The 24,417-nt window shown below is 68.7% G+C and carries 22 protein-coding genes and 4 tRNA genes; 11 read left to right on the forward strand and 15 right to left on the reverse strand.

The genetic code is table 11. The features are described from left to right. The first annotated feature begins 276 nt into the window (after window positions 1–276). The gene (gene hemQ, locus QH195_RS23790; RefSeq protein ID WP_280437069.1) at window positions 277–972 is read left to right on the forward strand and encodes a hydrogen peroxide-dependent heme synthase; all 696 of its coding nucleotides are present in this window, start codon (window positions 277–279) and stop codon (window positions 970–972) included. Window positions 973–1,066: 94 nt separating this feature from the next. Here hemQ and msrB read toward each other — a convergent pair whose 3' ends face one another. The 4 genes from msrB to QH195_RS23810 form a co-directional block, all read right to left on the reverse strand. Continuing rightward, entirely contained in the window at window positions 1,067–1,519 is a 453-nt protein-coding gene (gene msrB / locus QH195_RS23795; RefSeq protein WP_280424439.1) for a peptide-methionine (R)-S-oxide reductase MsrB, read from the reverse strand. 44 nt (window positions 1,520–1,563) lie between these two features. Further along, window positions 1,564–2,904, reverse strand: coding sequence for a glycosyltransferase family 87 protein (locus QH195_RS23800; protein WP_280424438.1), 1,341 nt, complete (start codon window positions 2,902–2,904; stop codon window positions 1,564–1,566). A 106-nt stretch (window positions 2,905–3,010) separates the two neighbouring features. Next, on the reverse strand, window positions 3,011–4,561 hold the full coding sequence (locus QH195_RS23805) for an alpha/beta hydrolase (RefSeq protein ID WP_280424437.1): 1,551 nt from the start codon (window positions 4,559–4,561) through the stop codon (window positions 3,011–3,013). A 288-nt stretch (window positions 4,562–4,849) separates the two neighbouring features. After that, window positions 4,850–5,614 (reverse strand): pyrimidine reductase family protein, encoded by a 765-nt coding sequence (locus QH195_RS23810; protein ID WP_280437070.1) that lies wholly within the window; start codon window positions 5,612–5,614, stop codon window positions 4,850–4,852. A 35-nt stretch (window positions 5,615–5,649) separates the two neighbouring features. Here QH195_RS23810 and zapE point away from each other — a divergent pair, with 35 nt between their 5' ends. After that, window positions 5,650–6,666 carry a cell division protein ZapE gene (gene zapE, locus QH195_RS23815; protein WP_280424435.1) on the forward strand — a complete coding sequence of 339 codons (1,017 nt, stop codon included), beginning with the start codon at window positions 5,650–5,652 and terminating at the stop codon, window positions 6,664–6,666. 151 nt (window positions 6,667–6,817) lie between these two features. Beyond that, window positions 6,818–7,633 carry a tyrosine-protein phosphatase gene (locus tag QH195_RS23820; RefSeq protein ID WP_432278440.1) on the forward strand — a complete coding sequence of 272 codons (816 nt, stop codon included), beginning with the start codon at window positions 6,818–6,820 and terminating at the stop codon, window positions 7,631–7,633. Between the two features lie 10 nt (window positions 7,634–7,643). Here QH195_RS23820 and QH195_RS23825 read toward each other — a convergent pair whose 3' ends face one another. Beyond that, window positions 7,644–8,177 (reverse strand): GNAT family N-acetyltransferase, encoded by a 534-nt coding sequence (locus QH195_RS23825; RefSeq protein ID WP_280424434.1) that lies wholly within the window; start codon window positions 8,175–8,177, stop codon window positions 7,644–7,646. 175 nt (window positions 8,178–8,352) lie between these two features. Here QH195_RS23825 and QH195_RS23830 point away from each other — a divergent pair, with 175 nt between their 5' ends. The 3 genes from QH195_RS23830 to QH195_RS23840 all read left to right on the forward strand — a co-directional run bounded on the left by QH195_RS23830 (window position 8,353) and on the right by QH195_RS23840 (window position 13,457). Further along, window positions 8,353–11,427, forward strand: a complete 3,075-nt coding sequence (locus tag QH195_RS23830) for an FAD-dependent oxidoreductase (protein WP_280437071.1) — start codon at window positions 8,353–8,355, stop codon at window positions 11,425–11,427. 8 nt (window positions 11,428–11,435) lie between these two features. Continuing rightward, window positions 11,436–12,389 (forward strand): LysR family transcriptional regulator, encoded by a 954-nt coding sequence (locus QH195_RS23835; RefSeq protein ID WP_280437072.1) that lies wholly within the window; start codon window positions 11,436–11,438, stop codon window positions 12,387–12,389. A 150-nt stretch (window positions 12,390–12,539) separates the two neighbouring features. After that, entirely contained in the window at window positions 12,540–13,457 is a 918-nt protein-coding gene (locus QH195_RS23840; RefSeq protein ID WP_280437073.1) for a hypothetical protein, read from the forward strand. On the opposite strand, the gene QH195_RS23845 is transcribed toward QH195_RS23840, so the two are convergent. Continuing rightward, window positions 13,447–14,682 (reverse strand): hypothetical protein, encoded by a 1,236-nt coding sequence (locus QH195_RS23845; RefSeq protein ID WP_280437074.1) that lies wholly within the window; start codon window positions 14,680–14,682, stop codon window positions 13,447–13,449. The two genes, QH195_RS23840 and QH195_RS23845, sit on opposite strands and share 11 nt — an antisense overlap. A 294-nt stretch (window positions 14,683–14,976) precedes the next feature. Here QH195_RS23845 and QH195_RS23850 point away from each other — a divergent pair, with 294 nt between their 5' ends. After that, on the forward strand, window positions 14,977–16,116 hold the full coding sequence (locus QH195_RS23850; protein ID WP_280437075.1) for a hypothetical protein: 1,140 nt from the start codon (window positions 14,977–14,979) through the stop codon (window positions 16,114–16,116). Window positions 16,117–16,333: 217 nt separating this feature from the next. Here the strand turns inward: QH195_RS23850 and QH195_RS23855 are convergent. The 3 genes from QH195_RS23855 to QH195_RS23865 form a co-directional block, all read right to left on the reverse strand. After that, a tRNA-Val gene (locus tag QH195_RS23855) sits at window positions 16,334–16,408 on the reverse strand. Between the two features lies 1 nt (window position 16,409). After that, a tRNA-Cys gene (locus tag QH195_RS23860) sits at window positions 16,410–16,480 on the reverse strand. A gap of 44 nt (window positions 16,481–16,524) precedes the next feature. After that, window positions 16,525–16,597: transfer RNA gene (locus QH195_RS23865), tRNA-Gly, on the reverse strand. Window positions 16,598–16,918: 321 nt separating this feature from the next. On the opposite strand from QH195_RS23865, the gene QH195_RS23870 reads away from it, so the two are divergent. Beyond that, window positions 16,919–16,990, forward strand: a tRNA-Val gene (locus QH195_RS23870). Between the two features lie 250 nt (window positions 16,991–17,240). On the opposite strand, the gene QH195_RS23875 is transcribed toward QH195_RS23870, so the two are convergent. Continuing rightward, window positions 17,241–18,911 (reverse strand): ABC transporter permease, encoded by a 1,671-nt coding sequence (locus QH195_RS23875; RefSeq protein WP_280437076.1) that lies wholly within the window; start codon window positions 18,909–18,911, stop codon window positions 17,241–17,243. Further along, window positions 18,908–19,822 carry an ABC transporter ATP-binding protein gene (locus tag QH195_RS23880; protein WP_280437077.1) on the reverse strand — a complete coding sequence of 305 codons (915 nt, stop codon included), beginning with the start codon at window positions 19,820–19,822 and terminating at the stop codon, window positions 18,908–18,910. Before QH195_RS23880 ends, QH195_RS23875 begins: the two co-directional genes overlap by 4 nt. A 90-nt stretch (window positions 19,823–19,912) precedes the next feature. Here QH195_RS23880 and QH195_RS23885 point away from each other — a divergent pair, with 90 nt between their 5' ends. Next, a complete protein-coding gene (locus QH195_RS23885) occupies window positions 19,913–20,407 on the forward strand; it encodes a GbsR/MarR family transcriptional regulator (RefSeq protein ID WP_280437078.1) in 495 nt (164 codons plus the stop codon). 91 nt (window positions 20,408–20,498) lie between these two features. On the opposite strand, the gene QH195_RS23890 is transcribed toward QH195_RS23885, so the two are convergent. The 4 genes from QH195_RS23890 to QH195_RS23905 all read right to left on the reverse strand — a co-directional run bounded on the left by QH195_RS23890 (window position 20,499) and on the right by QH195_RS23905 (window position 22,265). Further along, window positions 20,499–21,050, reverse strand: coding sequence for an alpha/beta fold hydrolase (locus tag QH195_RS23890; RefSeq protein WP_280437085.1), 552 nt, complete (start codon window positions 21,048–21,050; stop codon window positions 20,499–20,501). Between the two features lie 21 nt (window positions 21,051–21,071). Next, on the reverse strand, window positions 21,072–21,401 hold the full coding sequence (locus QH195_RS23895; RefSeq protein WP_280437079.1) for a hypothetical protein: 330 nt from the start codon (window positions 21,399–21,401) through the stop codon (window positions 21,072–21,074). A gap of 49 nt (window positions 21,402–21,450) precedes the next feature. Then, window positions 21,451–21,600 (reverse strand): hypothetical protein, encoded by a 150-nt coding sequence (locus QH195_RS23900; protein WP_280437080.1) that lies wholly within the window; start codon window positions 21,598–21,600, stop codon window positions 21,451–21,453. A gap of 191 nt (window positions 21,601–21,791) precedes the next feature. Then, window positions 21,792–22,265 (reverse strand): GbsR/MarR family transcriptional regulator, encoded by a 474-nt coding sequence (locus QH195_RS23905; RefSeq protein ID WP_280437081.1) that lies wholly within the window; start codon window positions 22,263–22,265, stop codon window positions 21,792–21,794. Between the two features lie 73 nt (window positions 22,266–22,338). Here QH195_RS23905 and QH195_RS23910 point away from each other — a divergent pair, with 73 nt between their 5' ends. Together QH195_RS23910 and QH195_RS23915 are read left to right on the forward strand one after the other, a co-directional pair. Next, window positions 22,339–23,238 carry an ABC transporter ATP-binding protein gene (locus tag QH195_RS23910; protein WP_280437082.1) on the forward strand — a complete coding sequence of 300 codons (900 nt, stop codon included), beginning with the start codon at window positions 22,339–22,341 and terminating at the stop codon, window positions 23,236–23,238. Then, window positions 23,228–24,022 (forward strand): ABC transporter permease subunit, encoded by a 795-nt coding sequence (locus tag QH195_RS23915; RefSeq protein WP_280437083.1) that lies wholly within the window; start codon window positions 23,228–23,230, stop codon window positions 24,020–24,022. Before QH195_RS23910 ends, QH195_RS23915 begins: the two co-directional genes overlap by 11 nt. Window positions 24,023–24,417: the final 395 nt, after the last annotated feature.

A 24,417-nucleotide genomic window follows, 5' to 3' on the forward strand; every position in this document is an offset into this window, starting at 1 on the left:
GCTGGGCGCCGTCCTCTCGTCCCTGCCCGCCGCAGGCGCACAGATCGACAGCGGTGACTACTCGGTGCCGTTCCAGAGCCTGAATTTCACCAAAGCAGCCGTCGACGCCATCGTTTCCGCCAGTCGCGACGCCGGGGGGTACCGGGGGTGGGGTGTAAAATACCGCCCCCCCCCCTTCGGGGGCGCCGCGGCATGCGGCGCGATCCGGCTCGGCCGGGCGGCATCGACGACACAGTCGGAAGCGGTTCGATTCCGTGCGGGTGGCACGATGGGGGCATGGCGCGACTCGATTACCAGGCTCTCAACTCCACCATCCGCTATCTCATGTTCTCCGTGTATCAGGTCCGGCCGGGCGCACTGGGTGAGGACCGGGCGGCGGCGATCAAGGACGCCCGCGCGTTCTTCGACGGTCTTGCGGATCGGGATGTGGTGGTCCGCGGGATCTACGACGTGGCCGGTATGCGCGCGGACGCCGATTTCATGGTGTGGACCCATGCCGAGCGGATCGAGGATCTGCAGGCCGCCTATGCGGATTTCCGGCGGACCACCGAACTCGGCCGGGCGAGCACCCCGGTGTGGAGCAATGTGGCGTTGCACCGCCCGGCGGAGTTCAACAAGAGCCATATTCCGGCGTTCCTGGCCGGGGAGGATCCCGGGAACTACATCTGCGTGTACCCGTTCGTCCGGTCCTACGAGTGGTACCTGCTGCCCGACGAGGAACGCCGCAAGATGCTGGCCGATCACGGTAAGGAAGCACGCGGATATCCGGATGTGCGGGCCAACACCGTCGCTTCGTTCGCGCTCGGCGACTACGAGTGGATCCTCGCGTTCGAGGCACCGGAACTGCACCGGATCGTCGATCTGATGCGCGATCTGCGGGCGACCGAGGCGCGTATGCACGTCCGGGAGGAGACCCCGTTCTTCACCGGCCCGCGGGTCGAGATCGAGCAGCTCGTCACCGCGCTACCCTGACTCGCCGATACCGACCGCCCGGTCGGGCCCCGGAAAATGGGGGCATGTGAACCGGGCGGTCGTTACGTAACGTACCGCTCGGCAAACGGAGAGCTCACTCCGCTGAACTGGTCGAGGGGTGCAGCCGCAGCGAGATCGAGTTGATGCAGTACCGCTTGTCGGTGGGTGTCGGATATCCCTCGCCCTCGAAGACGTGTCCGAGGTGGCTGTGGCAATTGGCGCACAGCACTTCGACACGGCGCATTCCGAGCGAATCGTCCGCGCGCAACAGCACCGCGTCCGAATCCGCCGGATCGAAGAACGACGGCCAGCCGCAGTGCGATTCGAACTTTTCGGAACTTCGGAAGAGTTCGGCACCGCAGGCTCGGCAGCTGTACACCCCTTCGGTGGTGGTGTCGGTGTATTCGCCGGTGAACGGCCGCTCGGTGCCGGCTTCCCGGAGTACCGCGTACTCCGTCGGGTCCAATTTGGCCCGCCACTGCTGCGGGGTCAGCTGGATTTTCGGGGCGGGCAGGGAGGTATCGGTGGTGTCCGCGTCGGAACTCATGCCTCCACGCTAATACGTTGCCGGCGCCGCGTCTCGTACCGGACTCAGCTCCGCACGCTCTGCGGCTCGGCGAACCTGGACGCCACCGGCGCCGGATCGGCGGCCCGGGCGCCGGTGCGGGGCGGTTCGCCGCCGGGGACCGCGGGTGCATCGGTGGTCTCCCGGGAGTCGGGCGCGGTGGCCATCCACTCCGGGTCCAGGTGCGGCAGCCGGCCGGCGCGGCGGGCCGCCAGGTACCGGTCGCCGAGGACACAGAACACCACGATGAGCAGCAGGCCCCAGCCGAAGGTGATCCGCAGGTATTCGAGGTTGCGGCCGATATCGGGCCAGCGGTCCGACAGCCATTTGTCGTAGGACATGAACCCGAACACCGCCAGCCAGGCCGGCCAGTTGCGCAGTACCGAGTTGCGCAGCACCACCGACATGAGGAACGGGAACAGCATCATCGAGTAATACATCTGCCCGAGCGAGGCCAGCAGCCACGAGGCCGTCAGCAGGACACCGGAGGCAGTGGTGACGAAGAACAGTTCGTCGTCGCGGTAGTACCGGTACAGGATCCACAGCGAGAGCAGCACCAGTACTGCCATGGACAGCCGGATACCCCAGGTCAGCCAGGGCGGCAGACCGTAGTACTCGGCATTGCCGGGGATGGCGCTGTTGAAGTAGTCACGGGTCTCGAACAGGTACGGGGCCGTGCGGGAGAAGAACGCCTCCGGGTCCTTGGACAACGGCCAGGCGACGCCGGTGAGCGCGATCGGCACGGCCACCGCCGTGGCGACCAGCGTCCATTGTTTGCGCACCAGGGCTATCAACAAGAGGGGCGCCAGGGTCGGTTTGACCGCCATACTCAACCCGAGTATCACACCGGCCCAGATATCGCGTCTCTGCAGCAAGAGGATCAGGAACAGGATCTCCGCGAGCAGCAGGCAGCCGTTGACGTTCGTGAACACGAGCGTGTTGATCACCGTCTCGGACATGAACATCGCCAGCAGCAGCGCCGGCGCGGCGATCGATCGCAGCGTGTAGTTGAACAGCTTGAGCAGCAGATACCAGGCGATGAGGATCGCGACCGCGTTGAGCAGGATGAACAGCCAGCGCGACTTCTCGTAATCGATCACCGCGATCGGCGCGATCAGCAGGGTGCCGCTGGGCGGATACAGGTAGTGCGGGTCGACCGAATCGAAATTCGCCGTGTAGACCTCACGTCCGTTCAGGAAATCCAGTGAGGCCTGGTAGACCGGCTTGTAGTCGTCGGTGACGAAACCGTTGACAGCCTTGATGAATACCCGGTTCAGCACGGTCATGACCGCCAGCGGCCAGAGCGCGAACCGGATCACGTCGGCGGTGGTTCGAGCGGTGCGGGGCTCGAGCTGTCGAAGGAACACCACGGCACGGTACACCGGACGGTGCCGTGGTGTTGCCGGGACCCACCCTCGACGCGCCGGTCAGACGCACATCGGGCCCGGTCCGAGCTCGGCGGCGCGGCCGGTGTCAGGCCGGGCAGGCAGTTCCGTCGCCCGGGAGCTTGCCGTCCTTCAGATATTCGACGACAGCGGTCTGCGCGCAACCGGAATGCGCGCTGGCCGGATGACCCCAGCCCTGCCAGATCATGGTCGCGTGCCGGGCGCCGGCGGCGCCGAGCGCGCCGGTCACCGAGGCCTGGGCGGCGCCGGTCACCGGGTCGCCGGCACCGGTGAGAACCAGTACCGGCAGCTCCAGTTTCTCCAGTGCGGGCGGTGCCTCGGTCACCGGCCACGCGGAGCAGACCAGCATCGACAGTGCGGCCGACCGGCCGAACGCGGGATATTTCCCGGCCCAGATCCCGGACAGGTCGGTCACCTGTGGTGCGGGCGGCGGCTGCGGTATATCGGTGCAGCTGTTGACGAACTGGCCGTCGCCGGCGGTGGCCTGCTCCTGGCGGTCGATGATCGCCTGCAGCGGTCCGCGATCACCCCGGTCGGCCGCGGACAGCGCATCGGCCAGTTCGGCGACCCGGCTCGACTGGTCGGCGCGCGGGCTGCCGAGGAAGCCGGTCACCGCGGTGCGGACCGCGTTTGCCGAAATGTCGCCGAGCTGTCCGGCGGCGGCCTTACCGACCAGTTCGGTCACCTTCGCCCGCGGATCCGGGCCGAGTGAACAGGCGATCCCGGCGCACTGCTGCGCGAACGCGCTCAATGCCGCCTCCGCGCCCTGCACCGCGGTCTCGGCGCGGGTGACGGCATCCACGCCGACGGGGGCGGGGGAGTCGAGGACCAGCCGGGCGAGCCGGTCACCGTATTTGCGCCCGTACTCCAGGCCGACCAGGGCGCCGCTGCCGGTGCCCAGGAGCGCGATGCGCTCGACATCCCATTCCCGGCGCAGCTGCTCGATATCGTCGGCGGCATGGGCGGCATCGAAGGTGCCGTCGTAGGGCTGCAGGAAATCCCGGCACGCGATGGTCCCGTTCCGGGACAGGTCGACCATCGCGGCCACCGGGTCGCCGCCCGGCGCGAACTGCGCGTTGTCCTGCAGGCCGGAGCGGATCTCGTCGGGCAGGCAGTCGATCGCCTGAGAGCTCCCGATCCCGCGGCGGTCCACCGCGACGACAGGCTGGGCGGCCAGCAGCGCGCCGGCGGGGCCGGTGACCATACCCGCGAGCGTGGCGGTGGACGAGCGGTCCACACCGGAGGTCAGGACCAGCGGGGGCACGTCGGCAGGGGTCTGCGGGAGCCGTGCGCGTAGTGCGCCGGCACGGAAATTGCCGCGTACTGTGCCGGCGGTGTCGATCGGGGTGGAGAAATCCGCGCATTCCAGCACCAGACCGGCCGGCCCCGGGCCCAGGCCGAGTTCGTCGAACGTCTCCCGGGTGCAGTCGCGCCAGGCCAGCTCGTTCTTCGGAACTTCGGCCGCGGGCGGCGGCGGAACCTCGGCCGAGGTAGCGGAATCGCCTGGTACCGGCGGACGTTCGACGGCGACATGCGGACGGTCCGAAGGTCCGGCGCCGCATCCGGCGATCATGATCAAAAGTGCCGAGGCCGGCACCACTGCCCGAGTCCAGCGCATGCGTTACACCCTGCCAGGTCCGCTTCGGATTCGCCTGCGCGGGACACCACCGGCGTATGTAGCTACGCCCTGCAGCGCTCCCGTACCGCTCGCGGTGTTCGCCCAGCGCCGACTGCGGGGCCCGCGCGCAGCCGGCCGACCTGCGGCGTATGCAGAGCCGGTGGTCGCGTTCGGCAGCTTCGGGTCGGGAGGTCGAGTGGAGTCGTCCCCACCAGGCTCACCGGGGGGATCGCTACGCCCAGTTGCCCTTTCTCGATACGCCTGATCGGGCGCGGACCGGAGGCGGAATCACGCCCGGACCCAACGGGTGAGGACTGTTCCGTCGGTATCGAACAGCACATGCGCCGGGGTCATTCGGCGGGCGAATTCCTCGTGCGATACCGCGATTCGTCGTGCCCCGCCGCCGATGAGCAGCGGTGCCGTGGTCAGGCAGAGTTCGTCGACGGCACCTGCGCCGGCCAGCGCCCCGAACAGTTGCGGTCCGCCCTCGCACAGGATGCGCCGTAGTCCGCGGGCGGTGAGCGCGGCCGGCAGGGCATACGGCTCGATGAGACGGTCGCCGACCTCGAGCACCTCCGCGCCCGCGTCCGCGAGCGCCCGTTTCCGGGCGGTCGGCGCGGCGGCGGTGGTCAGGATGAGCGTCGGGGTGCGGGCGGTGGTGATGACCCGGTGCGCCGGGTCCACCTCGGCGGACGCGGTGACGATCGCGATCGGCGGCGGGGTGCCCTCCGGATGGCCGCCCACGCCCCGCAGGTACAAGTCGCGCCGGAAGTGCGGGTCGGTCTGGGCTCCGCCGTAGTTCTCGGCGCGGACGGTCCCCGCACCGACGAGCACCACCTCGGCGAGTTCCCGCAGCAGGTGGAACACCCGTTTGTCGGCGGGTGTGCCGAGGAATTCCGAGACCCCGCCCGTCCCCGTCACCGCTCCGTCGATACTGGAGACGAAATTGACGCGTAGCCAACTCCGTTCCGATTCGGCCGGATAGGCGTACAGATCGGTCAGGGCCTCGTTGTCGAGGTCTGTGAGCTGGATCGCATCGGGGCTACGCTGCATAACAACAGCTCATATCACGTCATTAGGCTGCATCCATGCAAGAACGCCTTGTCGACCGCCGCCCGGAGGTCCCCGCCGACCAGTTGGTCGCTCAGATGGTGCCCCCGCCCATGTTCGACGAGGTCGGTTTCGATACCTACATCCCCGACCCCGACGAGCCGAGCCAGGCCGCGGCGGTGGCGGCGGGACGCGCCTTCGCCGGCAAGGTCGCCGCGATCCACAAGGCCACGCACAAGAAATCGCTGTTCGGCAAGAAGAAACCCGCCCAGGGGGCGGGCCTTTACCTGGACGGCGGGTTCGGTGTCGGTAAGACCCACCTGCTGGCCTCGATCTTCCACAGCGCCCCGGCGCCGAAATCGTTCGGCACCTTCGGTGAGCTCACCAACCTCGTCGGCGCGCTCGGTTTCCCCAATGCGGTGGAGCGGCTGTCGGCCAACAGCGTCCTGTGCATCGACGAGTTCGAACTGGACGATCCCGGCGATACGATGCTGGTCTCCCGGTTGCTCACCGAACTATCCGCGGCCGGCGTCTCCATCGCGGCCACCTCCAACACCCTGCCCGGGCAGCTCGGAGAAGGGCGCTTCGCGGCCCAGGATTTCCTGCGCGAGATCAAGAAGCTGGGCTCGATCTTCGATACGGTGCGGGTGGACGGCCCGGACTACCGTCACCGCGATCTGCCACCCGCTCCCGAACCGAGCAGTCCGGAACAACTGGCGGATCGCGCGGCGGCGACACCCGGCGCGACCCTCGACGATTTCGACGCTCTGCTGAAGCATCTCAGCACCCTGCATCCGTCCAAGTACGGCGCACTCGTCGACGGTGTGCCCGCGGTGCTGATCTCCGGCGTACATCCGGTGACCGACCAGGCCGTCGCGCTGCGTCTGGTGGTACTGGCCGACCGGCTCTACGACGCCGGTACGCCCGTCACCGTATCCGGGGCGAAACTCGATCAGATCTTCTCCCCGGAGATGCTGGACGGTGGATACCGCAAGAAGTACCTGCGCGCGATCTCCCGGCTGCTGGCACTGTCGCGGTTCGAGGTCGCGGCCTGAACCGCACCGAACGACCGTCCGGCCCCGCTCCGGCCGGAGTTCCGGGACGCGCCGCGCCACGCCGTTTTGTGGTTGACCCCGTGCTCCACGGTTGGTTTGCTGAACCGGGCACCGCTCGGGGGTGCCGTCGAATATCGAGGGGAGTTCGGCCATGGCCATGGCTCATCGTTCGGCGCGCGTACCGGCCGCGGTACTCACGGGCCTGCTCGTCGCCTTCGGTCCCGCGACGGCGGTGGGCCTCGCCGATCCGCCGGCCGCCGCCGAACTACTCGAGGTGGATCGGTCGCTGCGGCTGACCGGCGCCCCGAACGCCCGGGACGTGGGCGGCTACCGCACCGCCGACGGCCGGACCGTCCGCACCGGAATCGCCTTCCGCACCGATCAGCTCACCGATCTCACCCCGGCGGACCTGGCCGAACTGACCCGGCTCGGCGTCCGGGAAGTGGACGATCTGCGCACGGTGTACGAGCGCGCCCTCGCCCCCGACCGGATTCCGGCGGGCGCCCAGGCCAACTGGTACGACATGATCGGCGCCGCCCCGCTGCCGGAACTCATGTCGACCCTGGCCGGCGGAACCGATCTGTACCGGGCCTTCATCACCGCTCCCGGCGCGAACCAGGCGGTGGCCGCGGCCCTCCGGGATATCGTCGAAACCGGCCGTGCCCCCGACGGCGGGGCCGTACTGTTCCACTGCACCGCGGGAAAGGACCGCACCGGCTGGGTGGCGGCGGTGCTGCTCACCGTTCTCGGCGTGGACCGCGATACCGTGACCGCGGACTTCCTGCTGTCCAACCACTATCGCCATGCCGCGCCCGGTGACGGGCTGGCCGGGGTCGAGCAGGAATGGCTCGATTCGGCCTTCGACCAGGTCCACCGCAGTTACGGTAGTTTCGACCGCTACGTCAGCGAGGGCCTGGGATTGAGCGCGGCCGAGATCGACGCGCTGAAAGCACGCATGCTCGACTGAGACCACCCGGTCAGAACACCAGGCGCAGCACGTAATCGTGGTGCACCTGACGGCCGACGGTGAACGTTCGGGTGCCCACCTGCTCGAAACCGTATTTGGCGTAGAAACGCTGGGCGCGCAGGTTCTGCTGGTTCACGCCGAGCCAGACCCCGGCGTAGCCGGCACCGCGAGCGCGTTCCATCGCCGCCCGCATGAGCGCGGCCGACACCCCCGCGCCGTGGTGGCCCGGCAGGACATACATCTTGCTGATCTCGAGCACCGGGTCGAGCGCAATCGCCGCCGCCACCGCGGGATCGTCCGGGGTGCCCCCGTTCAGGATGGCGTACCCCACGATCTCGTCGTCGGCGACCGCTTTGAGCACGGTGCGGGCCGGATCGGACAGGTATTCGCCGAACCGTTCCCCGGACAGCACGTCCGCGACGAACACGCCGATATCGTCGGGATCGGTACCCGGCGGGCAGGCGAGCGGGAAGGTCGCAGCGGCGACATCGCTGAGTGCTTCGGCGTCCCACAGTCCGGCCCGGTCCACGGTGACAGTGGTCATAGCTCAATGAGACCACAGCGGCCCCGGCGAACGGCATGTGCGCAGGTCCACCGGTGGCGGCCGGTCTCCCGGCGGCCACCGGTGCGGGTCGCGCCGTCTCGTCGCGACCTGCGGCGATGGCCGAAATGCGATCTCCGGCTTTGCTGCCGGACGCATCCGACGTAATCTCTCGCCCATGAGGAGCGGGAGCCGCATCGCAATCGTCGGTGCGGGTATCGCGGGTCTGGTCTGCGCGAAGGTCCTGACTGAGGATGGGTTCGCGGTCGAGGTGTTCGATCGTGCCCCCGATATCGGCGGCGTGTGGAGCGAGACCCGCCGTTACCCGGGCTTACGGGCGCAGAGCACCAAGTACACCTACCACTTCTCCGACCATCCGATGCCCGCCGACTACCCACGGGTGCTCGACGGCGCACGGATGCAGGAGTACCTGTCGAGCTACGTACGTGCCTTCGGCCTGACCGACCGGTTGCGCCTGCGCACCGAGGTCGTGGCCGCGGACCCGGTCGAGGGCGGCTGGCTGCTCGAGATACGCGACGCCGACGGGGTGCACCGCACCTCCTGCGATCACCTGATCATCGCCAACGGGGTGTTCAGCGACCCCGATATACCGGATTTCGCGGGCGCGACCGCCTTCGCCCGCGCGGGGGGACAGCTGGGCCATTCCACCCAGTTCCTCGATGTGGAAGCGGTTCGCGACAGGGCAGTGGTCGTGGTCGGCTACGGCGCCGCCGCCGCGGATATCGCGACCGAGATCAGCAAGGTCGCCGCCGATACGACGATGGTGGCGCGCCGGCTGCTGTGGAAGATGCCGCGCAAGGTCGCCGCCGGTATGGACGCCGAACGGGTCCTGCTCACCCGCACCGGCGCCGCGCATTTCGGCCACCCCGAACCCGGCCGGTTCGAACGCCTGCTGCACGGACCCGCGCGATCCTTCCGGGAGAGCAACCTCGACCTGATCGAGGCCCTCGTGGCGCAGCGCTCCGGCGCCGCGGAACTCGGACTCGTCCCGGACAAACGGTTCGAACAGGCCCACGATGCCGCATTCGGCCTGGCCACGGAGGGCTTCGCCGAACAGGTGACCCAAGGCCGGCTCATCGTCCGCGGGCAGACGAAGGTGATCGCGCTCGGCGGGGGACCGGGCGGGCCGTTCGCCGAATTGTCCGACGGGCAGCGAGTCCGGGCCGATATCGTCGTCTGCGCGACCGGGTTCCAGCAGCGGGTACCGTTCCTGACCCCTTACATCCAGCGACAGCTCACCGACGACGACGGCAATTTCCGGTTGTACCGGCAGATCCTGCCGCTGGACGTACCGCATCTGACCTTCGCCGGTTACAACACCTCACTGCTCAGCGCGGTGAGCGCGGAAATCGGCGCGCACTGGACAGCGGCACTGCTCACCGGGAATCTGGCGCTGCCGCCGGTCGAGACCATGAGCGAACGTATCGAGACCCGGTTGCGCTGGCTGGACCAGCACACCGGCGGCCGCCACGCGCACGGGACGGTCACGCCCGACGCCATCCGCGATATCGACGAACTCCTGGCCGATATCGGGGTCCGGCTGCCGTTCGCAGCGCGTAGCGCGCAGTGGCTGCGGCCGGTGCGGCCGGGTGAATATCGGGTGGTGTCGCGCCGCAAACGTGGTCCCGGGGTGCAGGCGACCGCGCCCGCCGCCGCGGAACCGGTCGCGGCTCATCCGGCTACCGCCCCGCTCGCGGTCGCCCCGCAGGCCGTTCCACACGGTCCCGCCGGAACTCCTGGCGTACCCACCATGGCGCCCCGGCCCGACCCGGCCGGACCACCCCCGGCCGGAATGCCGTCACCGCCGCCCCAGGCCCCCGCCGAATCACCGACTGTCCGGATCCCGGAGGCGGTCGCCGCGAGCGCGGTCCGCACGACCACCCTGCCCGCCGTGGACCCCACCGCCCGCACCCGGCCGGTTCCCGAGGTCCGCCCCGCCGCCGCCCCTGGGGCGTCCCGGCCGATACCCACGCCCTCCCAGTTCGTCCCGGCGACACCTGTCCCTGTGGTAGCGCCCCGGCCGGCCGCCGCAACGCCTCAACCTCCGGCCGCAACGCCTCAGCCTCCGATCGCAGCGCCTCGGCCTCCGGCCGCAGGGCCTCCTTCCACGCCGGCGGTGTCCCGGTCGGCGGCCGCTCAGCAGGCCGCAGCGGAGGCCGAGCGGCGGGCCGCCGCCGAACAGCGGGCCGCCGGGATCGCTGCTCGCTCCAACAGCCCGACAGTGCGGATCGATATGCGTACCGCGCAGTCTCTCGCGGGGGGCCCGGCCGCAGGGCAGACCGAATCGGCACCGGCTCCCGGTGCCGTCGGAAATGCCGCCGACGCAAGTTTCTCGCCGGCCGCGCAAGCTGTGGCGCCCGCCGACTCCGCAGGTCGCGAGCAACCGGAGGCTACTCCCGACGGTGAACAGCCCGCGCCGGAGCGGAATACCGACTCCCGGAATCCGGCAAGCGGCTCGTCGACGCAGGCCGCCGGGGTCGCCGCGGAAGCGGCCGAACCAGAGTTGCCGAGCGATATCCGCACCGGAGCCGAAGCGCCCCGGGAACCCCGCGGATCGGTGGCAGCCGAACCGGCGGAAGAGGATCCGGTGAATCCCGTTCCGCGACCCGCTGGACAGGCGGGGGCGGAGACAACCGGGTCGGACGGGTCGGAGACAGAGCTGGCCGGGGCGGGGCTTTCCGCACCGGAAACCGCCGAGGATCCCGACTCGGCCGCAGTGGACGCTGCCGCCGAAAACACGACTACGTCCGCCACACAAGCGATGGAGGCGACCGAGGTCGAGGCGGAAGAGTCCACGGTGCAGCCGGTCGATGCCGGCGCGGCGAGCTCCGGCTCGGCAGGGCAAGCTTCGGAACCCTCTACGGGAGGAACGCCGCCGTCCGAGAACGACCTCGGTGCGGCGGAGCTGTCCGGTCCTTCGGCTCCCAAGGATGCGGGCCGGCCCGAGGGCGACCCTGTTCCGGCAGATCTATCAGGCCGTTCCGCGATGTCCGCCGATTCGGATTCCGCCGGGCCGACGACCGAGTCCGGCGGCGGAGCGAAGATGCCCGACGTTGCCGGCGGCGGTCCCGACGCCACCGAGTCCGATCCGGCGCTCGCCGGATCGGCTGCACCTGCCGAGTCAGCCGCGGCCCCCGAATCGGCTACGGACGGCACAGAATCCGCGGAGCCCGAATCCGGGAACACAGCGGATACCGCCGCGCCGTCCACCGACACCGGCTCGCGCACCTGACCCGCGGCGTGGCCGACCTCGACCTGAACCTGCTGGTGGCGTTGCACGCGTTGCTCGAAACGAACAGCGTCACCCGCGCTGCCGAACGGCTCAACACCTCACCACCTGCGATGAGCCGTACGCTGGCCCGGTTGCGCCGGGTCTACGGCGACCCGCTGCTGGTGCGCGCCGGACGTGAACTCGTGCCGACACCGCGCGCCCTCGAGCTGAGATTCGAGGTGAGCGCACTGGTCGAACAGGGCCGGGCCCTCCTGGCGAAACCGGATACCGTCGACCCCACCGCCCTGGTCCGCGGTTTCGCGCTGCACGTGGACGATGCGGTACTGCCCGAACTCGCCGGGCGGCTGCTGACCGAGGTCCGTGCGCAGGCTCCGGGTGTCACGCTGCGTTTCGTTCCTGCGGATGCGGCCGGGGTCGCGAGCGCGCTGCGGGACGGCCGCATCGATGCCGAGGTCGGGGTGATCGACCGGGCCGATCCGCAGACGAGGGTGGAACGTATACGTGGCGACCGGCTCGTCGGCGTCGCCGCACCGGGTCATCCGCTGGTCGTGGAGCGGGTCACCGTCGCCGCTTTCGCCGCGGCCGCTCATATCAGTATTTCGCCGCGCGGCGTCGCCCGGGGAGTCATCGACGACCGCCTGGCCCTGCACGGCCGCACTCGCCGGGTCGTCGCGACCGTGCCCGACCTCACCACCGCGCTGCTGGCCGTGCGGTCCGGTGCGGTGGTCTGCCCGGCGCCGGCCGTTGTCGCGAACACGACACTGCCCGCGTTGGGGCTGTGTGCCTTCGAGATCCCGTTGCCGCTACCGGAAGTGACGATTTCGCTGGCCTGGCATCCGCGCAATACGCCCGATCCGGCACACGCGTGGCTGCGCACGTTGATTCGCACCGTTCTGGGGTCCGGTGATCCGGTGACCGGGACAGCGCGTGCGGACAAGGTTCGGCGGGTCCCACTTGGGTAACTGCTGGGCAGAAACCTGGCGCTGACCGGCAGTTGTGGCGCACTCTGGGAAGTGCCGGTGTGGTGGTCGGGCCGGTGCGGTGGGACGGGTTAGATGGGTGGTCGCATGCAGACGAAGCGGCGGACGGATATACGGTGTGGGCGCCGGACAATGCTGTCCGACCTGGGGATTTCGGATGCTTCGGGGCGGGTGGAACCGGCCGAGGAGAACACCGCACCCGGTTACGGCTGCCGCTGCGGCCGCTGCGTGGAAGCCCAGTGGAATACGCAACGTTTGAAGTACTGGCTGGCCGCCCGGCTGCTCGCCTTCGGCGCAGACGAGGCGGTGGTCGACAAGCGGTGCGGACCGCTGACCGTCGATGTGTGGTGGCGGCGCGGCACCGAGCAGTTCGCGATCGAGGTGCGTTCCGGGCCACTGACTCAGGAGCTCGCGCAGCAGCACACGGAGCAGTTGAAGGCCCTGGGTTACGCCGGGGTGCTGTGGCTGTGTGCACCGGGCTTCTGGGTGGCGCAGCTGCCCGCGCTCGGTATCGCCGATCTCGCGCCGGAGTCGTGTGAATACCGTGCGGCGAGCGGCATGCTCGAGCTCGGGTCCGAGGGTCTGGTGGTGCCGGGGGAGCGCCCGTACGAACTGCGCGTGTTCCTGCGCGAATGGGTGGCGGGTGAGGTCGCGTGGGGCTACCGCGATCATTTGAGGAAGGGATGGGCGGCAGTGACCGACTGGGAGAAGCACACTCGGACCCAGGCGCTGATGCTCGAACAACAGCGGCAGGAGCTGATCCAGCAGCGCACCGCGCTGGCGGTCGCCCGGCAGGCGGTGCGGGAGAAGAAGCAGCAGCTCGATCGTGCGCACGCCCGGATGGAACGTACCGCCGCGAAGGCTCGTGAGCAGGCCGAGGCGGTGGCGGCGGTGGGCCGGCGGGTCGCCGATCAGGAGCGGGTGCACCGCGCGCTGGAAGACACCATCCGCCGGTTGCACAAAACCATCGACAACTGGCAGGTGGTGACGGTTTTCGTGATGCTGCTGCTGGCCACCTTCATCGCGGCGACCATGTTCATCAAACCTTGACCGGTGCGGGCAGGTCCGGGTGCGGCCGGTTGCCGGCCGACAGCCGGAACGGTGCCCGGTCCCAACGCCATTCGTGCCGGACGGTGAGCGCCAGCAGGTCGAGAGGTTCCAGCCCGTCGGCCCGTAGCTGCCGCAGGGCGTCCCGGCGCACCGGGCCGTCGGCGAGCAGCTCGGTCAAGTGGTCACGGACCGTCGCCGGTACCGCGTGGGCGGCGAGTTCCGGTTCGCCCACCGCGCTTCCGGTCCACAGCAGCCAGCCCCAGCCGTTCTCATGTGCCCATTCCCGGGCGGCCCGCGCCTTCATCCGGTTCACGTGGAAGCCGATATGGCCCAGCGGCTGCACATCGATGAGAACTCTGCGTCCGTCGGCGAGTTCGGCCACCAGGGTCGGGAAATGCACATGCTCTTCGCCATCGATCCTGTATCCGACGGCTTCGGGGTATTCCTGGAAGTTGCGGATGCGGTCGTCGGTGTCGAGCAGCCGCATCAGGCGCGCCTCCAGCCCGGAATCGAAGCCGATATCGCGGCCCGGTTTGTGCAGATAGAACCGCCCGCGCCCGTCGTCGTCGAGATCGAACGCGCGCGCCGCGACGGTCGGCAGCGCGGCCGGTGCTCCTGATCGGGCGGGCCAATCGATTCGATGCGGCCACGGCGCGGGCGGCCCGGCCGGCGGACCGGTCTCCCGCAGCCGGGACAGCAGATGGTTGGTTTTCTTCCGCCAGCCCACGATGCGCTGGGTGACGTACCCCGCCACCCGTTTCGCATCGGTCGCGTCGTGCCCCGCCAGCCGCAATTTGAGATACGCGAGATCGTTCACGGCGATATCACCATCGGTGGCATAGGTTTCGGCCAGCAGCGCCCGTGTGAGCACCGAATCCCGGGTCCCCAACGGATAACGCCGGGCGAACTCCGGCACGGGTAACCGCCCGGAGCGTGCGGTATGCCGAAGCAGTTCGCCGACAGCTTTCGTGTGCAACTGGCGGGCCCGATCCCGGGCGAAATCGAACCGGGCCCCGATCCGGGTCAGCGTTTCGGGCCGCTCCCCGGCGATACCGAGCCGGAACCGCAGGATGGCCGCAGCGCGTTCCCGATCGACCCCGTAATCGTCGACCAGTTCACCCAGCGCGTGCGCGCACTCCTCCAATTCGAACGAGAGGTGATCGCGCAGATCGTCGGGAAAGTCGGTCGTGCCGGTACCCGTGATCTCGGATGCTTCGGCACGCATCGGCTCCGCCTGCACACACACCCCCTTCGGGACTCCGGTTCACCGGCCGGCTCGAGTTCGTGTGGGCCAGCTTAACGGCGGGTACCGACACTGCCCGGCACAGCCACGGAAATGCCGGAAGCGCATGTATCGGCCCGCCGCCGCGGACCCCGCTTGCTCCCGTTGCTGTGTGATCTAATGGGGTTTGCCGAGAAGATGCTGATAGACGACCGATCCGGGCGACGCTTCCGCAGCGGACGTCCGCACCGGACGCCGACCGCCACCGGAATTCGAGTTCGCTCCACCGGCGTCGGCGTGCCATTCCCACCGTCCGATGTGGAGGCGCTCGTGCTGCATACCGATATCCCGACCCGCAATGAGATCAAGGCGCTCGCGGCCGTCACCCACCCCTGGTGCGTGTCGATCTACACGCCCACCGAATCCGATACCGCCGACCCCGACCGGAACCGCATCGCTTTCTCGAATCAGGCGCGGCGGGCGCTCGAGATGGTCACCGACTCCGAGGCGCGGGTGGCGCTGGAGGAAGAATTCGACACCATAGTCGACGACGCACATTTCTGGCGTTTCCAATCGCGCACCCTGGTGGTCCTCGCCACCCCGGCTCGGATCCGTACCTACCGCCTGCCGAATCAGTTGAACGCGTCCGAGTCCGTCGGCGACCGGTTCTATCTCAAACGCCTGCTCCGGGCGGTGACCTTCCCGCAGACGGCATTCGTGCTCGCCCTGGCCGAAGGCGGGGTCCGGCTGGTGGAAGTCACCGCCGACCGCCCCGCCCGCACGGTGCCGGTGCCCGGTATGCCCACCAGCGCAGCCGACCATGCCGGTAAGGCGAGTCTCGGCGACCGGGCCCCGAAACGCCGTGTGCAAGGCGATGAGGGTCGAAAGATGCGCGTACGCCAGTACGCCCGCGCCATCGATACCGAACTCCGCGATCTCCTCGCCGGCCGCGACATCCCACTGATCCTGGCGGCAGCCGAGCCCACCGATTCGCTGTTCCGATCGGTGAACAGTTACGACCACCTGCTCGGCGAGAGCATCGCAGGCAACCCGGAGCACACCTCGGACCAGGATCTCGCCGATCGCTCCCGGGAGGTTCTGGACCGCCATTACGCCGCCCGGCTGACCGAATTACTCGACCTGCTGGAACAGCGTCGCGACGAGGGCCGGGCAGCCACCGATATCTCGGACCTCGCGCGGGCGGCGACCGCCGGAGCCGTCGATACGCTGCTGGTCGATATCGATGCCTCGGTCCCGGGCACGGTATCCGCCGACGGCGCGGTCGACTTCGGGGATTCGGCGGCCGTCGAAGCGCCCGGTGTCCTCGACGAGATCAGCCGCCGTGTCCTGCTCACCGACGGCAACGTGCTCGCCGTTCGCGCCGCCGACCTCCCGGCAGGCACTCAGGTTGCGGGTATCCTCCGCTACCCCTCGTAGGCGTGATCCGGATTCGTGGAGGTGACGGCCCGGTCGGTGCTCGCCGGTGGCCACCACGGATCCGTGTTCGCGGGGGACGGCAGCTGGACAGCTGATCGGCCGACGTCGAAGGTCGGGAAAGCAGTGAGCCGGAGTGAAGGGCTCGCTATCCGTGGTGCGGAGATAACGGAAGAGGCACCTTCGAATATCTCGAAGATGCCTCTGACCGTGCGTTCGATGGTGCGCGATACTGGGATTGAACCAGTGACCTCTTCCGTGTCAGGGAAGCGCTCTCCCGCTGAGCTAATCGCGCGAGGTGGAGACGGGAATCGAACCCGTGTGCACGGCTTTGCAGGCCGTTGCCTCACCACTCGGCCACTCCACCGCGCAAAGGGGGAAGGCATTCTATGCGCCTGGCCCTACCTCTCGAGCGGATGACGGGATTCGAACCCGCGACCCTCACCTTGGCAAGGTGATGCGCTACCAGCTGCGCTACATCCGCATTCACATCCCCGGTGGCTCGCTGTCCTCCGTGGTGCGAGACAGAACATTAGCCGACGTACGCCGAAACCTACAAATCGCCTGGTAGAAGGGCATGAATGACAATAGTGTGATTCACCGGCAGGGGGAGGGCGGTGGTCTCTCTCGGGCGCTGCCGGTGAACCGCCTCGGTCGCCGCTTCTGTGGCGTACGAGTGCCCGGGGAGCACCGGACGAGTGCGCCGAACCGAATGACATGGGGGTGATTTGGCGGCGGGTGGGTGGTGCGTGTTAAGGTTCCATCTCGTTCGGAGGGCCTCGAAAGAAGCCGCCGAGCGGATCCCGGTCTCATAGCTCAGCGGGAGAGCGTCCGCCTCACACGCGGAAGGTCGCTGGTTCGATCCCAGCTGGGACCACTGGAATACCCCCTGCTCCTCACAGGTCGGGGGTATTTCTGTGTTCCGGTCCGATCGGGATGATGTCCGGTCGATATCTGACTTGTGCCGGTATCGGTCGCTGGATACCGCCGTTCGGCGGTGGGCTCGTAATCGCTGGGCCGAGCCTTTGCAGCTCAGCGAAATCCGCGTCCACCTAGTAGACCCGCGTACTCGGGGTCTGCCCTGAACCGGCCGGTTCGGACACATCCGATGGGATCGATGGAATGGGTCAGGTGGTGTCCAGATCGCGCTCCCGGAAACGGTGGGCGCCTACCGCAGCGGATGCGGCCGCCAGGACGGTCAGCACGATCGGCGCCGGCCAGCGGAGCTCTTCCATCGGAATGCGGGCGATGTGCTGGAACGGGGACAGATCATGGGTCCACTGGGGCAGGTCCATGATCGGGCCGAAGAAGCCGACGACGAGGGCGAACCCGAACACCGCCCAGATGGTGCCGATCGCCCGCGGGAGGACACCGTAGAGCAGAGCGGCGACAGCGAGGACGAGCAGTACGGCGGGCGCGAACACGAGGTGGGAGACGAGACCGTCGACGACGTAACCGGTGTCGCCCACCGACAGTGACAGCGCGACCCCGAATGCCAGGCCGGTCGTGGCGAGCAGCACCAGCGCGCCGAGCGCAGCGACACCGATGTACCCGGCGAACCAGGCGACCCGGCCGGTCGCGGTAGCGAGTACCGGTTCCGTGCGGCCGGTGGTTTCCTCGGTGCGCAGAGATTGCACGGCGAGGATCGCGAAAACCGTCACCAGCAGAGCGTCGAAGAAGGCCATGGTGCCGAGGTAGCCGTCGAGCATGCGGCTCGCGTCGCCACCCATGACGTCGACGACCCCGCCGGGCAGGTCGTCGAAGGAATCGACGATCGTATTGCCGATACCGCCGTAGAGCGCTGCGCCGGCGACCAGTGCACAGGTCCAGCCGATGAGCCCGGCCCGTTGCAGGCGTGCCGCCAGCATTACCGGAGTGTTCAGCCATGCGGGAGCCTCTCGATGGCCCGAGCGTGGCGGTACCAGCCCGGCACCGAGGTCGCGGCGTGAGGAGAGGGTGTAGGCCACCGCGACGATCACCAGAATCGCCGCGAGGGAAAGCAGCAGTGGCCACCAGCGGCCGTCGGCGTAGGCGCGGGTCTGCTGTGACCAGGCCAGCGGGGACAGCCACGACAGCGCACTTCCGCCTTCCCGGACGGCGTCGCCGGCGGCACGGATGACGTAGGCGGTCCCGAGTGCGGCGCCGGCGAGCCCGGATGCGGCGCGGGAGTATTCGGTGATCTGGACGGCGACGGAGGTGATCGCGGCGAAAACCAGGCCCGCTGCGCCCACGCTGGCGCCGAACAGCAGCGCATCGGAGGTATCGAGTCCGGCCGCGGCGAACGAACCGGCGACCAGCAATGTCACCGCGAGGTTCGCAACGATCGCGAGGACGAGTGCGGCGGTGAGCTGGGCGTGGCGGCCGACGGCATTGGCGCGGACGAGTTCGGCGCGCCCGGTCTGTTCTTCGACGCGGGTGTGCCGGGAGATGAGCAGGATGTTCATCAGCGCGGCCAGCAGTAGGTAGTACAGGCCGTAGACGGCGACGATCACCGATTCGGTCGTGGGATCGGCCAAGCCGTACCCGGGGCCCGAGATCAGTGCACCGACGACTCCTTCGCTGAACTGGCTGACTGCTCGTAGATCTTCAGGCGTTTTGTATACCTGCTGTAGGGCCGAGGCGTAGTAGACGCTCATCAGCGCGATACCCAGTACCCAGGCTGGGAGCTTGATCCGATCCCGGCGCAGATCGAGCCGTACCAGCGCGCCGGTACCGGCCAGGACGTCGCGCCACATGGTCCGTGGCGGATCGACCGGAGCCGCGGCGGGCGTGCCGGAATATGTTGCCGTGGTGGTCATTCGCCTGCTCCGTTGCCCGCGGCGGCGAGTTCGTCACCGTAATGTCGCAGCATGAGCTCCTCGAGCGTGGGCGGGTGGCTGGTCAGCGCGCGAACCCCGGCGCGGCTGACGGCGGCGATCGCGGCGTCGAGTGCGTCGGTGTCGACGTCGAAACGGATCCGGCCGTCCTCGGTGATCACATTGTGGACGCCGGTCAGCGCAGTCAGGTCTTCGATAGGGCGTTCGGTGACTGCTTCGACCGTGGTGCGGGTCAGGTGCCGCAGCTCGGTGAGGGTGCCGGTTTGTACCACCCGCCCGCTGCGGATGATGCTCACCCGGTCGGCGAGTTTCTCCACCTGCGCCAGGATGTGGCTGGACAACAGGACCGTGCCGCCCCGGCGCTTCACCTCGGCGACCACGTCCTGGAACACGACTTCCATCAGTGGGTCGAGCCCGGCAGTGGGTTCGTCGAGCAGGAACAGATCCGCGTCCGAGGCCAGCGCCGCGATCAGGGCGACCTTCTGCCGGTTGCCCTTGGAGTAGGTGCGGGCTTTCTTCGTCGGGTCCAGGTCGAATCGTTCGATCAGCTCTTCGCGGCGGGTCGTGTTCACCGCGCCTCGCAGCCGGGCGAATACGTCGATCGCCTCGCCGCCGGTGAGGTTCGGCCACAACTCCACATCTCCGGGGACGTAGGCCAGGCGCCGGTGCAACGCGACCGCGTCCTGCCAGGGGTCCCCGCCCAGTAGCCGGACGGAGCCGCTATCGGGACGTAGTAGCCCCAGTAGGACGCGGATGGTCGTGGTCTTACCGGCCCCGTTCGGTCCGAGGAATCCGTGGACCTCGCCCCGGCGGACATCGAGGTCGAGGCTGTCGAGCGCGGTGGTGGGGCCAAAAGTCTTGCGCAATCCGGAGATTGCGACGGCAGTTTCCATACATTTCAGCCTACATTTCTTTCATAAATGTGTGAATAGTTTGAAGGCTATGATGTAACTGCATGTGTCGACGGGGTAGAGGAGGTCTGTGTGGACGAGCGGGACCAGCAGGAGCAGGCGGTCCTGCGGTTCGTCGAGCAATTCGCGCTGTTGCTCGCGGACTCGGGTACACCACGGATGGCGGCCCGGGTTTTCGCCTACGTCCTCGCAGACGATGCGGAGCGCTACACCGCCCAGGAGCTCTCGGCCGGGCTGCAGGTGAGCCCCGCCGCGATCTCCGGGGCGGTTCGCTACTTGGTGCAAGCCGGACTGCTCGGCCGGGAACGCGAACCCGGGGCGCGCGCCGACACTTATCGGGTCTACGACGAGGACGTCTGGTACGCGATCACCATGCAGCGGCAGGAGGCGCTCGACCGGGCCTTGCGGTTTCTCGGTGACGGTGTCGAACTGCTCGACGCCGCCCGTCCCGGTGGTCGCCGGGTCCGTGAGACGCTGGAGTACTACCGGTTCATGCGCGCCGAACTTCCCGAGCTGATGAGCCGCTGGCAGAAGCACCGCCGTGAGTTGTTCCCGGACCTCGACTGACCAGTAGACGGCCACGTTCGCGCGGTCCCAGCGGGCGATACGGCGCCGGATTTCGAGGCGGCGACCGGTCGCCTGCCTCTGTCCGGTCCGATCAGGACGTCGATTCGGTGTCCCGTGCCGACTCCGCCCGACCGGCGTGTCCGGTGAGGACGTCGACCAGCCCCACGACGCCGGCCGGGTCGTCGTCGAGGGCCAGATGCCCACAGCCGGGAAGTACGCGCAGTTCGGTTCCGAGCAGATTGCGAACAGCGGGTTCGAGAAGGTCGGGCGGCAGGAAGATGTCCTGGGCGCCGGTGGCGACCACGCAGGGTGTCGACCGGCGGCGCGCGAGCAGTTCGGGACCCAGCGGCGCGGGGGCCAGTGTTGTCCGGCAGTAGCGGGCGACCAGGGTCATCCACTCCACCAGATGCGGTGCCACCGGATGAGTCGGTCCTGTCATCAGTTGCAGGAGTCGGTTTGTGCGGTCGTGTGAAGGAGCAGCGAGCCAGGCGACGGTGGCCGTGAGCAGGCGTGGCGGTACCTTCAGGCGAACGAGCCCGGCCGGTGCTATCAGTACGCGGCCGGAGACTCGCTCCGAGGGGCATGCCAGGGCGATCGCGCCGCCCAGTGAATGCCCGAGTAGTACGGCCGAATCGGGCACGATCTGCTCGAGCGTCTCGGCGAGTCACTGCCCGTACCGGGCCATCCGGTCTCTGCGCGGCCGCAGTGGCGAGCTGAGACCCGGCTGGCCCGGTGCATCCACAGCGATCACGCGGTAGCGCGTCGCCAGCTCCACCAGAAACGGGAGCGAGGCGGCGGTGTTCATGTTCGTACCGGGGACCACAACGACCACGGGCCCTGACTGGTGTGTATGCCCGAGTGCTACGACACTGGTGGATCCGGCCGAGGTCGCAATGGTCCACGGCCGGTGGGCCGTGCCCCGGTTCCGCAGTCGCTCGGTGCACCACAGGCCGATCGCCTCGCCGCTGGGTGTGTTGCTGTACGCCGAGACCATTCGCCGGCCTCCCTTTTCCGATGTGGGGTCGGTATCGGAAGCTGACAGATCACCAGGGCACCTGCTGATACACATCGGGAACGACGTCGTTGTCGTCGTTCCGGGCTTCCTTCTCCGGTGATGTGGTGATGGACGCGGTTGCGCAGCCGTATGGGAATGGTCGCGTATGACGCTGCGGTGCGGATACCGGTGCGCACATGGTCCTCCCTGGCGGTCGGTCGGCGAGTGCCGGCCGACAGCGAGACCGCGCCGCCGGTGCCGCCGGGCAGGGCTGTTCCGGTGGCGTCCACCCAACTCGAATCGGTACCCGATCGGCGCTGACGAGTCCGGCGGTGCCTGATGCGATGTCGCCCGTCGACAGTGCTGCTCGGCGCGTGGTGAGGCAGTCGGTCAGGGGTGCTCGGCGGCGTATTGTTCGCGCCAGCGGTCGATCAGGGGGACGAGTTCGTTGAGCATGAAGGTGTAGAAGTCCTGCATTTCGTGCAGGCGCCGCGCGGTGGCGGTATCAGGGCCGGTGGCGTCGATACCCTCCTGCGCCGAATCGCGCATGGTGGCCAGCATCGTGTTCTGCTGAGACATCAGTGCCGCCCAGGCGCCGGCTCGGAAACGGTAGTGGTCGCGGCGGCTGCCCGGCGCGGGCACGCGTTCGATCAGGCCGACCGGCATCAGATGTTTGATCGCGGTCGATACCGCCCCGGAGCTGATCGACAACTCCGCGCACAGATCGGCGGCGGTCATCGTGTCCTGCTCGGTGTAGAGCAGCGCCGTCAGTACGCGTGCGGTCGACCGCTGCATCCCGCCGCCGGCCGAGAGTGTCAGGGCCAGTTTCTCCGCGGCTTCCCGCAATCGCTCGTTGGTTCCCATACCCACGAAGGTATCAGAGCTTCGAATGTTCTGAGTATTTACAAATCTCTGAAAGTTCGATACGTTCTGGCTCATGGTGCAAGCAATCGAGCTGAACGGGCTCACGAAGACCTACGGCTCGGCCCGAGGTCTGGTCGAACTGTCACTGTCGGTCGAACGAGGCGAGGTCTTCGGATACCTGGGGCCCAACGGCGCCGGGAAATCCACGACCATCCGCATACTGCTGGACCTCATCCGGCCCACTTCCGGGACCGCGCGCGTCCTCGGCCTGGACCCCCGCGCCGACGCGGTGGCATTGCACGAGCGCATCGGCTACCTCGCCGGGGATTTCGTCGCGCCCGGGCGGCAGAAGGTCGGGGCCGCGCTGCGTTTCCTCGCCGCCTTGCGCGGGGGAGCGGGTGCCGATCGGATCGACGCCCTGTGTGACCGGCTGGAACTGGACCAGGGTAAACAGATCTCCGCGCTGTCGAAGGGCAACCGGCAGAAAGTCGGGCTGGTGCAGGCATTCATGCACGAACCCGAACTGCTCATCCTCGACGAACCCACCTCGGGTCTGGACCCCCTGGCGCAGCAGATCTTCCTCGACATGGTTGCCGAGGCTGCCGCCGGCGGGCAGACGGTATTCATGTCCAGCCACATCATGAGCGAGGTCGAAGCCGTCGCGGACCGCGTGGCCATCATCCGCGAGGGCCGCCTGGTCGCACTCGACACTGTCGCCGGTTTGCGCGCCGACGCCGTCCGCGATGTCGAAGTCACCTTCACCGGGCCCGTCGACACCTCCGCATTCACCGGTCTGACCGGGGTTGCCGAGGTGCGGATCGAAGGCTCGACCCTGCGCTGCCAGGTGACCGGCAGTCCCGACGCCCTGCTGCGCGTCCTGGCCGGACACCATGTCGCGGGCCTGCTGGTCACCGAACCCGCCCTCGAAGACCTCTTCCACAGCTATTACACCGGAGAAGCCGATGCTGCCTGATATCTACACCCGGACCCTCGCCGACAATCGCCGCGCGCTGGCGGCCTGGTCTATCGGCACCGCGGCAGTCGGCCTGATGTATGCCGCGTTCTACCCTCAGGTCGGTGGGGGCGGCGGGTTGGCCGAAACCGTCCAGAACTACCCCGAAGCGATGCGCGAAGCGTTGCGGATGCAGGACATCGGCTCTGCCGCAGGTTACCTGGGCTCAACAGTTTTCGGACTGCTGCTGCCACTGTTGGTGATGGCGTTCGGGGTCACCTTCGGTGCCCGTGCGATAGCCGGGGACGAGGAAACCGGCTACCTGGATCTGCTGCTGGCTCATCCGGTCGGTCGGACCCGGCTGGCCGTGGAGCGGTTCGCCGGGCTGGTCACCGGCGCCGCCGCCATCGCGATTCTCGTGTTCGCCGGCATGCTGGCGATCCGCTCCGGTGCCGAGCTGGAATCGATCGGGATCGCCGAACTCGCCGCCCAGTGCGTGCACTTGGCACTGCTCGGGATCACCTTCGGTGCGCTGGCCGTCGGGTTGGGAGCCGCACTGGGCAAACGCGGTCCGGTACTGGGCATCTCGGTGGGAATCGGGGTGCTCACCTACATCGCGGGCAACCTCGCCGGGGTGATCGGCGCGGACTGGCTGAAATACCTCTCGCCGTTCCACTACTACATCGGGGGTGAACCCCTGCGCAACGGAATGCAGTGGGCCGATACCGCAATCCTGCTGGTGGTGAGCGCGGCCCTGGTGTTTCTCGGATTCCTCCGGTTCAACCGGCGCGATCTGCGCTCCTGAAGCCGATCGCCCAGAGCCCCGGGGGGGGGGGGGGGGGGGGGGGGGGGGGGGGGGGGGGGGGGGGGGGGGGGGGGGGGGGGGGGGGGGGGGGGGGGGGGGGGGGGGGGGGGGGGGGGGGGGGGGGGGGGGGGGGGGGGGGGGGCGGGGGGGGGGGGGGGGGGGGGGGGGGGGGGGCCGCCCCCCCCCCCCGGGGGGGGGGGGGGGGGGGGGGGGGGGGGGAGAAAAATTATGTGTGGGTGTTGTGGATGTGTGGTGGTTTCCCGCGGGGCGGCTTCCCCGGGGGGTGGGGGGGGGGGGCGGGCGCCGCCGCCCCGGCGTTAACCCGCCGAGTTCCAGAGTGCGGCGGCTCGTGGGCGCGCGGGGGGGGTGGGTCAGGGCACCGCGCAACCCGTGCC

The sequence above is a fragment of the Nocardia carnea genome (genome assembly GCF_029868855.1).
Taxonomy (GTDB): domain Bacteria; phylum Actinomycetota; class Actinomycetes; order Mycobacteriales; family Mycobacteriaceae; genus Nocardia; species Nocardia carnea_A.

Coding starts and splice junctions, on each gene's coding strand:
- QH195_RS23840 (WP_280437073.1), top strand. CDS start 12,540: ATGCTGTCCGACCTGGGGATTTCGGATGCTTCGGGGCGGGTGGAACCG.
- QH195_RS23900 (WP_280437080.1), bottom strand. CDS start 21,600: ATGTGCGCACCGGTATCCGCACCGCAGCGTCATACGCGACCATTCCCA.
- msrB (WP_280424439.1), bottom strand. CDS start 1,519: ATGAGTTCCGACGCGGACACCACCGATACCTCCCTGCCCGCCCCGAAA.
- QH195_RS23910 (WP_280437082.1), top strand. CDS start 22,339: ATGGTGCAAGCAATCGAGCTGAACGGGCTCACGAAGACCTACGGCTCG.
- QH195_RS23880 (WP_280437077.1), bottom strand. CDS start 19,822: ATGGAAACTGCCGTCGCAATCTCCGGATTGCGCAAGACTTTTGGCCCC.
- QH195_RS23895 (WP_280437079.1), bottom strand. CDS start 21,401: ATGGTCTCGGCGTACAGCAACACACCCAGCGGCGAGGCGATCGGCCTG.
- QH195_RS23845 (WP_280437074.1), bottom strand. CDS start 14,682: ATGCGTGCCGAAGCATCCGAGATCACGGGTACCGGCACGACCGACTTT.
- QH195_RS23905 (WP_280437081.1), bottom strand. CDS start 22,265: ATGGGAACCAACGAGCGATTGCGGGAAGCCGCGGAGAAACTGGCCCTG.
- QH195_RS23820 (WP_432278440.1), top strand. CDS start 6,818: ATGGCCATGGCTCATCGTTCGGCGCGCGTACCGGCCGCGGTACTCACG.
- hemQ (WP_280437069.1), top strand. CDS start 277: ATGGCGCGACTCGATTACCAGGCTCTCAACTCCACCATCCGCTATCTC.
- QH195_RS23830 (WP_280437071.1), top strand. CDS start 8,353: ATGAGGAGCGGGAGCCGCATCGCAATCGTCGGTGCGGGTATCGCGGGT.
- QH195_RS23915 (WP_280437083.1), top strand. CDS start 23,228: ATGCTGCCTGATATCTACACCCGGACCCTCGCCGACAATCGCCGCGCG.
- QH195_RS23875 (WP_280437076.1), bottom strand. CDS start 18,911: ATGACCACCACGGCAACATATTCCGGCACGCCCGCCGCGGCTCCGGTC.
- QH195_RS23805 (WP_280424437.1), bottom strand. CDS start 4,561: ATGCGCTGGACTCGGGCAGTGGTGCCGGCCTCGGCACTTTTGATCATG.
- QH195_RS23825 (WP_280424434.1), bottom strand. CDS start 8,177: ATGACCACTGTCACCGTGGACCGGGCCGGACTGTGGGACGCCGAAGCA.
- zapE (WP_280424435.1), top strand. CDS start 5,650: ATGCAAGAACGCCTTGTCGACCGCCGCCCGGAGGTCCCCGCCGACCAG.
- QH195_RS23810 (WP_280437070.1), bottom strand. CDS start 5,614: ATGCAGCGTAGCCCCGATGCGATCCAGCTCACAGACCTCGACAACGAG.